Annotated in this window: 9 protein-coding genes; 5 read left to right on the forward strand and 4 right to left on the reverse strand. The window is 63.8% G+C overall.

Annotation, left to right across the window (positions count from 1 at the left end; genetic code table 11):
* The 5 genes from FSY59_RS07895 (at nucleotide 1) to FSY59_RS07915 (ending at nucleotide 6,660) form a co-directional block, all read left to right on the forward strand.
* Nucleotides 1–1,197, forward strand: coding sequence for an ABC transporter substrate-binding protein (locus FSY59_RS07895; protein ID WP_003057804.1), 1,197 nt, complete (start codon nucleotides 1–3; stop codon nucleotides 1,195–1,197).
* Between the two features lie 48 nt (nucleotides 1,198–1,245).
* Nucleotides 1,246–2,130 (forward strand): branched-chain amino acid ABC transporter permease, encoded by an 885-nt coding sequence (locus FSY59_RS07900; RefSeq protein ID WP_003057801.1) that lies wholly within the window; start codon nucleotides 1,246–1,248, stop codon nucleotides 2,128–2,130.
* Between the two features lie 12 nt (nucleotides 2,131–2,142).
* Complete coding sequence (locus FSY59_RS07905) at nucleotides 2,143–3,135, forward strand: branched-chain amino acid ABC transporter permease (protein ID WP_003057798.1); 993 nt, start codon at nucleotides 2,143–2,145, stop codon at nucleotides 3,133–3,135.
* A gap of 221 nt (nucleotides 3,136–3,356) precedes the next feature.
* Entirely contained in the window at nucleotides 3,357–5,801 is a 2,445-nt protein-coding gene (locus FSY59_RS07910; RefSeq protein WP_003057794.1) for a membrane-bound PQQ-dependent dehydrogenase, glucose/quinate/shikimate family, read from the forward strand.
* Between the two features lie 178 nt (nucleotides 5,802–5,979).
* Nucleotides 5,980–6,660, forward strand: a complete 681-nt coding sequence (locus FSY59_RS07915) for a TetR/AcrR family transcriptional regulator (protein ID WP_050872276.1) — start codon at nucleotides 5,980–5,982, stop codon at nucleotides 6,658–6,660.
* On the opposite strand, the gene FSY59_RS07920 is transcribed toward FSY59_RS07915, so the two are convergent.
* From FSY59_RS07920 to FSY59_RS07935, 4 genes are all read right to left on the reverse strand, one after another.
* Entirely contained in the window at nucleotides 6,649–7,821 is a 1,173-nt protein-coding gene (locus tag FSY59_RS07920) for a lipocalin-like domain-containing protein (protein ID WP_148728754.1), read from the reverse strand. The two genes, FSY59_RS07915 and FSY59_RS07920, sit on opposite strands and share 12 nt — an antisense overlap.
* A gap of 63 nt (nucleotides 7,822–7,884) precedes the next feature.
* On the reverse strand, nucleotides 7,885–8,325 hold the full coding sequence (locus tag FSY59_RS07925; protein ID WP_003057786.1) for a VOC family protein: 441 nt from the start codon (nucleotides 8,323–8,325) through the stop codon (nucleotides 7,885–7,887).
* Between the two features lie 87 nt (nucleotides 8,326–8,412).
* Nucleotides 8,413–11,049 carry an ABC transporter permease gene (locus FSY59_RS07930; RefSeq protein WP_148728755.1) on the reverse strand — a complete coding sequence of 879 codons (2,637 nt, stop codon included), beginning with the start codon at nucleotides 11,047–11,049 and terminating at the stop codon, nucleotides 8,413–8,415.
* Complete coding sequence (locus FSY59_RS07935) at nucleotides 11,046–11,780, reverse strand: ABC transporter ATP-binding protein (protein ID WP_003057784.1); 735 nt, start codon at nucleotides 11,778–11,780, stop codon at nucleotides 11,046–11,048. The genes FSY59_RS07930 and FSY59_RS07935 overlap by 4 nt, the downstream gene beginning before the upstream one ends.
* Nucleotides 11,781–11,811 lie beyond the last annotated feature (31 nt).

Consider the following 11,811-nt stretch of genomic DNA (forward strand, 5'->3'; position numbering starts at 1 on the left):
ATGAAAGCACAACTGAGCGTTCTCTCTTGCATGCTGGCCGTGGCCGGTCTGTCCAGCCCCCTGGCCCAGGCCCAGGAAAAGGTGAAGATCGGTTTCGTCACCGATATGTCCAGCCTGTACGCCGACGTGGAGGGCAAGAACGGTGCGGTCGCCATGCAGATGGCGATCGACGACTTCGGCGGCAAGGCCCTGGGCCAGCCCATCGAGCTGGTCAGCGCAGACCATCAGAACAAGGCAGACATCGCTGCCTCCAAGGTGCGCGAATGGATTGATACGCAGGGTATCTCCATGGTCTTCAGCGGCACCAACTCCGGCACGGCACTGGCGGTTTCCCAGATCGCCAACGAGAAAAAGCGCGTTCACTTCAACAGCGGCGCGGGCTCTTCCGCGCTGACCAACGAGCAGTGCAACCCCTATACCGTGCACTACGCCTACGACACCGTCGCCCTGGCCAAGGGCACGGGCGGTGCCGTGGTGGATCGCGGCGGCAAGGACTGGTTTTTCCTGACTGCCGACTACGCATTCGGCCAGGCTCTGGAGGCCGACACCACCAAGGTCATCAACGCCAAGGGCGGCAAGGTGCTGGGCTCGGTCAAGCATCCGCTCAATGCCTCGGACTTCTCGTCCTTCCTGCTGCAGGCGCAAAGCTCCAAGGCCCATATCCTGGGTCTGGCCAATGCGGGCGGCGACACCATCAATGCCATCAAGGCTGCCAAGGAGTTCGGCATCAACAAGACCATGAAGACCGCCGGTCTGCTGGTCTTCCTGACCGACATCCACAGCCTGGGTCTGAAGAACACCGAAGGCCTGCTGCACACCACCAGCTGGTACTGGGACATGAACGACGAATCGCGCAAGTTCGCCAACAAGTTCTTCGCCAAGACCAAGCGCATGCCTACCGATGTGCAGGCCGCCGACTACTCGGCCGTGATGAATTATCTGAAGGCTGTCGAAGCGGTTAAGACCACCAATGCCGACAAGGTGATGGCCCACCTCAAGAGCACGCCCATCAACGATTTCTACGGCAAGGGCGTGATCCGTCCCGACGGCACGTTTGCCCACGACATGTATCTGGTCGAAGCCAAGAAGCCCAGCGAATCCACCAAGCCCTGGGACTACCTCAAGGTACTGACCAAGCTGCCTGCCGAGACGGTCTGGACGACCAAGGCCGAAACCAAGTGCGCGCTCTGGAAGTAATAGCACTACCGGTTTGATGCAGACCTCACCTTCACCAGCGTATCTCTCATGGAAATCTTCGGCGTTTCATTGCCCGGCCTGATGAGCCAGCTCCTTCTGGGGCTGGTCAACGGTTCGTTCTACGCAATTCTGAGTCTGGGCCTGGCCGTGATCTTCGGCCTGCTCAATGTCATCAACTTTGCGCATGGCGCCCTGTTCATGCTGGGGGCCATGTGCACCTGGATGGCCATGAGCTATTTCGGCATCAACTACTGGGTGATGCTGATCCTGTCGCCGGTGCTGGTGGGGATTCTGGGGGTGTTGATCGAGCGCTTTTTGCTGCGCTGGATCTACAAGCTCGATCATCTCTACGGCCTGCTGCTGACGCTGGGGCTGTCGCTGCTGATCGAGGGGGTGTTCCGCTCCGTGTATGGCGTCTCGGGCCTGGGCTATGACACGCCCGAGCTACTGGAAGGCGCGACCAATCTGGGCTTCATGATCCTGCCCAATTACCGTGCCTGGGTGGTCGTGGCTTCCATCGTGGTGTGCGTGGCAACCTGGTTCGTGATCGAGAAGACGCGCATCGGCGCCTATCTGCGTGCCGGCACCGAAAACCCGCGTCTGGTCGAGGCGTTCGGCGTCAACGTGCCCGTGATGATCACGCTGACCTATGCCTTCGGTGCCGCGCTGGCTGCCTTTGCAGGCGTGCTGGCCGCTCCGGTCTATCAGGTCACTCCGCTGATGGGGCAGAACCTCATCATCGTGGTGTTTGCCGTGGTGGTGATCGGCGGCATGGGCTCCATCATGGGCTCCATCCTCACCGGTCTGGCGCTGGGCGTCATCGAAGGACTGACCAAGGTTTTCTGGCCCGAGGCCTCGTCCACCGTCGTGTTTTTCATCATGGTCATTGTTTTGCTGATTCGCCCCGCTGGCTTGTTCGGTAAAGAAAAATAAGAGGGGCACGACATGAAATCCAAGACGCTTGTTCAACGCATTGCCCCCGTGGGCTACGGCCTGCTGCTGCTGGGCCTGATCGTCGCGCCCTTCCTCGGTGCCTATCCCGTTTTCGTCATGAAGCTGATGTGCTTTGCACTGTTCGCTTCAGCCTTCAATCTCTTGCTGGGCTATACGGGGCTGCTGTCCTTTGGTCATGCGGCTTTTCTGGGTGGCGCGGCCTATGTGGCGGGCTACAGCATCAAGGCCTGGGGCTTCACCCCCGAGATCGGCATGCTGCTGGGCACGCTGGTCGGCGCTCTGCTGGGCCTGATCTTCGGCTGGCTGGCCATTCGCCGCCAGGGCATTTATTTCTCCATGATCACGCTGGCGCTGGCGCAGATGCTGTTCTTTGTCGCGCTGCAGGCCAAGTTCACCGGCGGAGAGGACGGACTACAGGGCGTGCCGCGCGGCAAGTTGTTCGGCGTGATCGATCTGAGCAGCGATATGGTCATGTACTACGTGGCGCTGGTCATCGTGGTGGCGGCCTTTCTGCTCATCGTGCGCACCATCCACTCGCCGTTCGGCCAGGTGCTCAAGGCCATCAAGGAAAACGAGCCGCGCGCCATCTCGCTGGGCTATGACGTCAACCGCTTCAAGCTGCTGGCCTTTGTCATCTCTGCGGCCCTGACGGGTCTGGCCGGTTCCCTCAAGACCCTGGTGCTGGGCTTTGCCACCCTGTCCGATGTGCACTGGACCACCTCCGGGCATGTGATTCTGATGACGCTGATGGGTGGTCTGGGCACGCTGTCGGGCCCGCTGCTGGGTTCGGCCGTCGTCGTGGCGCTGGAAAACAAGATCGGCGAGGTCGGTACCTTTCTTGCGCACACCACGGGAGTGGAATGGTTTGGCACGCTGGGCGAGTCCGTCACCATCGTCACCGGCCTGATCTTCGTGCTGTGTGTGCTGCTGTTCCGCAAGGGCATCATGGGCGAGCTGATCGCCTGGCTGCAGCGTCGCAAATAAGGCGTTTCGCCCTCTCTCCAAAGGCCGCATCTGCGGCCTTTTTTGTTGCCCGGATTCCTGCGTGGAAATGGAAATTTCAGAGATTCCTGAAATTGCTGGTACACGTTTTCAAGCGATGGACTTTATTTCTCACAACAATGGACTTTTTTTCTCATTCAAGAAATGCCTAGCCGTCACCGGAGGCCGGTGCGCGCGCGGGCTCATACAGTTCGAGGTTCGATATGACACATCAGGAGCAGGCGCAGCCCTTGGCTGCGCGCATCTGGCTCTGGGTTCTGGGGGCGGCGCTGGCGCTTGCCGGCCTGTTCTTCTTGATAGGCGGTGGCAAGCTCATCAGCCTGGGCGGCAGCTGGTACTTCTTGCTCGCTGGGCTGGGGCTGCTGCTGTCCGGCCTGCAACTGATTCGCCGCCGGGTGAGCGGAGCATGGTTCTATCTGGCCACTTTTGCCGCCACCGTGCTGTGGGCGCTTGCCGAAGTGGGCCTGGATTACTGGAGCCTGATTTCGCGTCTGCTGGCCCTGACTTTTGCTGCGGTGGCGGTGCTGGCCAGCATGCCCTTGCTGCGCAAGGCAGGCGGGTCGGGCAAGGCCTCGGCCAGCAAGGCACCGTTTGCAGGCGCAGCGGTCCTGCTTCTGGCTGGCATGGCGGCCTTTGTGTCCATGTTCCAGATCCACCCCGAGGTACAGACCCAGTCTGCCGTGACCCGCAGGCCCGTGGATGCAGCCAGTGAGCAAAAGGACTGGAGCCATTACGGCAACAGCAGCAACAATGACCGCTTTGCCGCACTGGATCAGATCAACGCGGACAACGTGAACCGGTTGCAGGTGGCCTGGACTTTCCACACCGGCGATGTGCCCCAATCCACGGGTGCCGGTGCGGAGGACCAGACCACGCCGCTGCAGGTGGGCGACAAGGTGTTTGTCTGCACGCCCAGCAACAATGTGATCGCGCTTGACGCCGATACCGGCAAGCAGCTGTGGCGTCATGACACCAACTCCCATGTGGGCGGTGTGTGGGAGCGCTGCCGTGGCCTGGCCTACTTTGATGCGGATGCCGCGCTGGCCCAGCCCAGCGTGCCGGGATCGACTCCCGTGCAGGCGGTGAGCCTGCCGGCCGGTGCAGCCTGCAAGCGCCGCATTCTCATGAACACCATCGACGCACGCCTGTTTGCCATCAATGCAGACAACGGCGAGCTCTGTGACGAGTTCGGCGATCATGGCGTGGTCGACCTCAAGCAGGGCGTCGGCACTGTTTCCAATCCCGCGTTCTACACCCTGACATCGGCCCCCACGGTGGCCGGCACCACGGTGGTGGTTGGTGGTCGCGTGGCCGACAACGTGCAGGTGGACATGCCTGGTGGCGTGATCCGTGGCTTCGATGTGGTGAGCGGTGCGCAGCGCTGGGCGTTCGACTCCGGATCGGCCACGCCCAATGAAGTGCTCAAGCCCGGCCAGACCTACACCCGCTCCTCGGCCAATGTCTGGGCAGGCACGACCTACGACCCCGGCTCCAACACCGTCTACCTGCCCATGGGATCGCCTTCGGTGGACCTGTATGGCGCCACGCGTTCTGCTGCGGACCTGAAGTACGGCGCCTCCATCCTCGCGCTGGATGCCGCCACGGGCAAGGAAAAATGGGTGTACCAGACCGTGCACAACGATCTGTGGGACTTCGACATTCCCATGGCGCCAACGCTGATCGACTTCCCTCGGCAGGACGGCACAAGCACCCCCGCGCTGGTGGTCGGCACCAAGGCCGGTCAGATCTTTGTGCTGGACCGCCACAGCGGCCAGCCGCTGACCAAGGTGGAAGACATTGCCGTCAAGCCCGGTCATATTCCCGGCGAAAAATATGCTCCGACCCAGCCTCTTTCCGTGGGCATGCCGCAGATCGGCACCAAGACCCTGACCGAAGCCGATATGTGGGGCGCGACGCCGGTGGACCAACTGATCTGCCGCATCAAGTTCAGGTCCATGCGCTATGAAGGCCTGTTCACCGCGCCAGGCACCGATGTGTCGCTGAGCTTTCCGGGCTCGCTGGGCGGCATGAACTGGGGCGGTCTGTCGGCGGACCCCGGCAACAACCTGATCTTTGTGAACGACATGCGTCTGGGCCTGTGGGTGCAGATGATGCCCCAGCAGAAAAAGGACAAGCTGTCCGACGGCGGCGAGGCGCCGAACACCGGCATGGGCCAGGTGCCGCTGGGCGGCACTCCCTATGCGGTGATCAAGGACCGCTTCATGTCGCCGCTGGGTATCCCTTGCCAGAAACCCCCGTTCGGCACGCTGACAGCCATCGACATGAAGACTCAGCAAGTGGTCTGGCAGGTGCCTGTGGGCACGGTGCAGGATCAGGGTCCCATGGGCATCAAGATGCGCATGCCCATGCCGGTGGGCTTGCCCACGCTGGGTGGTACGCTGGCGACGCAAGGCGGCCTGGTGTTCTTTGCCGGCACGCAGGATTACTATCTGCGCGCCTGGGATAGCGCCACTGGCCGGGAAATCTGGAAGAGCCGTCTGCCTGTGGGCAGCCAGGGCGGCCCCATGACCTACAAGTCGCCCAGAACCGGCAAGCAATACGTGGTGATCTCGGCCGGCGGTGCCCGCCAGTCGCCCGACCGCGGTGACTATGTGATTGCCTACGCGCTGCCGGATAGCGGCAAATAAGCGCCGCAGGCATTGATCCGACCGGCCATGGCTCGCCAGAGCCATGGCTTTTTTCATCGCCGGGCCGCCCCAAGATGAACAGCGCCCCTCTCGGAGGGGCCGCGACCACACGCAGTGGGAAGCGTGGGGGGGCTTTTTTCATGTACGCTGGCGCGCTTGAGTCAATGGAGATGTGGTCGTGAGCGAGCAGCAAGGTCCTGAAAATTCACTGAGCCAGCAGCCTTCGGCAGACGAGGCCTCGGCCGACATGCGCCAGGCCCTGCTGGACGCGGGCAAGACCGAGTTTGCCAACTACGGCTATGACGGGGCTCGGCTGGAGCGCATTGCCGCCAGAGCGGGCTGCGCCAAGCGCATGCTGTACTACTACTTCGGTAACAAGAAGGATGTGTATCTCGCGGTCATAGAGCAGAGCTATTCGGATATCCGCGAGTCCGAGGAACTGCTCAATCTCGATGCGCTGGAGCCCTTGCAGGCGCTGCATGCTCTGGCGCGCAAGAGCTTCGAGTATCACGAGCAGAACCGGGAGTTCACGCGTCTGGTGCTGCAGGAGAATTTCCAGAGCGGAGAGATGCTGGGTCAGATCTCCAAGACCGAGCTGTTGCGCAAGGCGGCGCTGGAGCCGATCGAGCGCATCCTGCAGCGCGGCGTGGCGCAGGGCCTGTTCAGGGAGCAGCCGACCGCTGTCGATGTCCACTATCTGATTTCGGCCCTGTCCGGCTTCCGCGTGGATCATGCCGCGACCTGGCAGAGCCTGCTGCAGGTCGATCTGCTGGGCGAGAACTTGCGCGAGCGCCATCTGCAGCTGTTGCTCGATCAGCTCGGTGCTCTGGTGTGCAAGTCCCAGGTCCTAAAGCCGTAGCGCGTTCGCATAGCCTGTCATCTCCAGGTAGCCCTGGCCCGCGCGACGGCTTGTTCCATCGGCGCCTATGCGGCGCAGCTCGCACAGACCTTCCCAGTAAATGGCGCCGGTGCTGGCGCGGCTGTCCAGTTCCTGGTCGTCCACCAGGGCCTGAACTTCGAAACGGCCCGCCGGTGTCCGCACGCTCCAGGCCACGGGGTAGCTGGCCTTGCTGTGCGGGCTGTTCCAGTGGCGCAGCGGCTCGAACCGTACCTGATCGGCGCCAAAGATTTGCGCGCTCTGGTTCGGTGCGCGAAATGAGCCGCCTGCCCAGAGTGCCGATCCATTGCGTCGGCGCAGATGAAAGGCAGTGAGTGCGCTGCCGTCATCGAGATTCATGCCTATCCAGTCCCAGCCTTGGGCCTCTGGGTCCATGATGGCAGCGCTGCATTCATGGTCGAGCCAGGCGTGGTTGTGTGCGCTGGCTTGCACAGGCAGCGACTGGCCGGCCACGGTGATGGAGCCGCCGACCTTGAGCTGGGGCTGGCTGTAGTAATAGCTGGCCTGTTCCTCACGTGGGCCTTTGCGTGACAGACCGTTCAGGCCCTGCAGCAGCAATGGCTGCGTGCTGTCAAATTCAAGATCCAGCGTGAAGTCCTTGGTTGTCAGCAGCGCCTGGTAACGGCTGGCCTGCACGGCGTTTTGGCCTTGCACGGGGCGACGCTGGAGATACCAGTCGTTGATACGCACATCGGTATCGCTCTCGCTGGCTCCTGCCAGACCCAGGCCCGCGCGCGCCATGCGCTGATCGTGGAGCAGCTTGCGGCCCTCGACATCGCACAAGGCCGCATGGGCAAAGATCAGTTGCTTGGCTGCGAGTGTCGATTGCAGGCTTTGGGCAGCTTCGATGCGAGAGCGAAAGAAGGTCAGCTGAAAGCCCCAGGGCTTGCCGCCGGCCTGCAGTCGGCCGGTGATGTACCACCACTCGGTCTGGAGATCCGGGTGGCTGCCGAAGTCGCGCGGAAACTGCAGGGTCTTGAGTGGCAAAGCCATGCCTGGCAGAGGCAGGCCCAGAGCCGCCCAGCCCAGACCGGCCGCAGCCAGCGTCTGCAGGGACTGCCTGCGTGACAGGGCCAGCAGTGCCGGTTGTTGAGGCTGGGAGGGCGTGGGCTGATAAGGCATCGCCCATTGTCGCCCAGCCGATCAGCACAATGCCCTGATCCCGAGGTGCTGCTTTGCGCCGCCTCAGCCTATATCGACCAGGGGAACGATCACCATCCAGCTGACCCCGAAGCGGTCGGTCACCACGCCAAAACGACGCGCAAAAAACGTGGTGTCCAGCGCCATCTGTACCTTGCCGCCCTGGCCGATGGCGGCAAAGATGCGGTCGGCCTCATTCTCGCTGGGCGCGGTGATGGACAGAGAAAATCCCTTGAAGTCGGGCTTGCCGCCGTTCATGCCGTCAGATGCCATGATCTGCGTCTCGCCAATCTGGACATTGGCGTGCATGATTTTTTCGGGATCCATCTGGCCCGGGCCACAGCCTTGCTGTGTTGATGGCTCGGGCTGCGGCGGAGCATCCTTGTAGCGCATCAGCATGGTGACCTCGGCGCCCAGAGCGGCCTGGTAGAAATCCAGAGCCTCTTCGCAGCGGCCATCGAAAAAGAGATAGGGCTGGATTTGCATAAGAACTCCTCGCAGCGGTGAAGGTTTCATTGTGCGCTGCGCAATGGCGCAATCCTGTGAAAAACGCTGACGGGGGTGCAGGTATAGCTACCAGTCCTCCTTGACGGCCAGCACGGCGTCGGCACTGGCGGCGCGGCGCCCGGCCAGCCACGCGGTGATGACGCCGGCCAGTACCACGGCAGCGCCCAGCGCCAGCAGGCGCAGCAGGGGCAGGCGCAACTCCATGGTCCAGTGAAAGCTCTGCGGATTGACCACATGCACCAGGATCACTGCCACGCCCAGGCCCAGCAGCGTGCCGGCGATGGTGCCCAGCATGGTCCAGGCCAGTCCCTCGGCGGCGACCACGCTCAGCACATTGCGGCGCGTCAGGCCCAGATGGGCCAGCAGCCCGAATTCCTTGCGTCTGGCCAGCACCTGGGCACTGAAGCTGGCGGCAATGCCGAACAGGCCTATGCCTATGGCCACGGCCTGCAGCCAGTAGGTGACGGCAAAGCTGCGATCGAAAATGCGCAGGGAGCGCTCGCGCAGCGCCTGGCTGCTGACAAACTCCAGCGCCGGGGGGGACTGCCCCGGCGTGCCGAGGGCCTGCTCTATCGCCGCTTGCAGATCGGGGCCCGGGGTCTCCGGCCAGATGGCAATTTCGCTGATCTGCGCCGCATTGCCAGCTTTGCCCACCAGCGCCAGATAGTCCTGCCAGTCCAGGGCGACAGCACCGAACTGACGCACATAGTCGCGCCACACGGATGCTATGTAAAAGGAAGCTGCTGGCGCTTGATGGTCCTGAGTTTGAAGGCTGAAAGCCTTGGAGAGCAGCGGCCAGTTGTCACCGGGCTTCAGGCCATAGAGCTGGGCAACGGCTTCGCTGATGTGCACGGCTATGCCCGGGCGGGCCTGATGGAGCGGCCCCTGCACCCAGGGAAGCTGCATGGCCTGCTCACCTTGAAGCGGGCGAATCAGCAGGCTCAGGGCCGGGCGCTCGGGGCTGAGTACCAACTGGCTGCTGCGCATGGCCTGGGCACGCGCTATGCCGGGCAACCGTTCCAGGCGCTGCGCCGCGTCGGCGGGCAGCAGGGCAGCATCGACACGGCTGGAGCCGCCTGCGGCGCGTACATACAGGGGCGCGGGCAACACGGCATCCAGCCACTCCATCATGCTGCCTCGAAAGCTGGTGACCATCACCGTCAGGGCCACCGCCAGGCTCAGGCTGGCCACCACGCCGCCCACGGCCACGGTAGTGGCGTGGCGCATGCGCCGCGCGCGCTCCAGCGCCAGCATGGCCAGCGGCTGGCGCGAAAAGGCGTTGGGTACCAGTGCCAGTACCGCACCCAGCAGCCAGGGCAGGGCCGACATGCCGCCCAGCAACAGCAGGCCCACGGCCATATAGGCGGCCAGCGGGACACCTGCGACCGGCGGCATAAAGGCCAGCACCAGGCTGGCTGCGAGCAGTGTGACAGCGGGCCACAGACGCGGAGCGCTCTCGTGCGTGCTGCCCAGCCCCTTGAGCGTGGCCGCAGGTGGCAGATCCATGGCGGCACGTGCGGGCCACCAGGCGCCGGCCAGCGTGGCTGCAAGGCCCAGCAGACCGAAGATCAGCGCTGCCGCAGGACTCCAGTGCAGGGCGGGCTGCACGCCGGCGAAGAATCCGCCGCCCAGATCGCCGCCCAGCACCTGCAGCGCCAGCCAGGCCAGCGCCGTACCCAACGCAATACCGGCCAGGCTGCCCAGAGTCCCCAGCGCCAGCGCTTCCAGCAGCACCAGTGCCATGCGCTGGCGCGGCGTGGCTCCGAGTACGGCCAGCAGCGCGAACTGCGGCGCGCGCTGAGCCACGCTGAGCGCCAGTACCGAGAACACCAGGAACGCTCCCGTGAACAAGGCCACCAGCGCCAGCACCGTGAGGTTGACGCGGTAGGCGCGCGACATCTCGCCCACGCGCTGCTGATCGTCGCTGGGCTGCTGGATCAGTATCTGGTCTTGCCAGGCCGCCAATGCGTGCAGGGCGGCGCCTACCTGGCTGCGGCTGGCGCTGTCGGTCAGCAATAGGTCCAGCCGGTCGATGCGGTCAAACAGGCCGAGCTTCTGCTGTAGTGCGGCAATGTCCATGACTGCGACCGGTACGCCGCTGGCGGCGACCGTGCCCGCAATGCGCAACTGCTGGGCCTGGCCGTTGAGCAGCCATCGTATGGGGGCGTTGACGGCCTGCTCAGGACTCAGCCGCAGGGCCTGCAAGGCAGCGGCATTGAGAAACACGGCGTCGGGAGCAAACAGATCGAGACGGTCGCCCCCTTCAAACAAACGCGGCATCAGTGCCGGGGCGACAGGGGCGAGCTTGAGGGCATCGCTGCCGAGCACGCGCAAGCTCACGCCCTGAGCTGCCCCTTGCGTGCTGCGCGTCTGCGGGTCTGCGCTGCTGCCGGGCAGCAGCACCGTGGTTTCGACCCAGGGCACGGCGCTGGCGACGCCCGGGGTCTGAGCCACCTGGGGGTAGAGCGCCAGCGGCAGGCCGCCTTGCATGGCGTGCAGCTGCAGATCAGGCTGGCCGTTGACGCTGCGCACCGCCCTGGAGAATTCGTCCAGTGCGGACTGGTTGATCACATGGACGGCAAAGCCCAACGCCACGCCCAGCATGATGGCAATCAGCGCCGTGGCCGTACGCCAGGGGTGCTGGCGCAACTCCTGCCAGGAGAAGCTGGTCAGCAGCAGAAGAAGCGGGGAGCGTGAAGTCACAGGCCCAGGGAGGTTTGCTGGGAGGCGGATAGTTCGGCCTCCATGCCGCCTGCCGTCAGCCGCAGCACGCGATCGGCGCGCCTGGCCGCTTCTGCGGAATGGGTGACCAGCACCAGCGCTGTGCCGTTGTCGCGGGTTTGCTGCAGCAGCAAATCCATGATCTGCTGAGCAGTGGACGGGTCGAGATTGCCCGTAGGCTCATCGGCCAGCAGCAGAGGCGGTGAATGAACCAGGGCACGCGCAATGGCTACGCGCTGCAGCTGGCCGCCGCTGAGCTGCTGGGGCAGGCGCTGGCCCAGACCCGCGAGTCCCACGGCTTGCAGCACCTGCTGCACGCGCTGTTGACCCTGGTCGTCCATGCGGCCCAGCAGCATCAGCGGCAGGGCAATGTTCTGCCCCACATCGAGATGGGGCAGGACATGAAAGGCCTGGAACACAAAGCCCAGATGCGCGCGCCGCCAGATGGCGCGCCGGGCTTCATCGAGCGTGGACAGATCCGTGCCGCTGTGCAGAACCCGGCCTTGCTGCCAGCTGTCCAGCCCGGCCAGGCAGTTGAGAAAGGTGGACTTGCCCACGCCGGAGTTACCGACGATGGCGACAAATTCGCCGGCGGCGATCTCGCAGCTCACCTGCGCGAAGACCGTGGTCTGGGCCTCGCCCTCGCCATAGCGTTTGGCAAGGTCGCTGACCTGCAACAGCGGATGGGCGTGGGATGAGTCGGTGGCAGTCATGCAGCGATCTTAACGATGGACGCTGCTGCGG

This window comes from Comamonas sp. Z3 (assembly GCF_008121565.1).
Classification (GTDB): Bacteria; Pseudomonadota; Gammaproteobacteria; order Burkholderiales; family Burkholderiaceae_C; genus Comamonas; species Comamonas brasiliensis.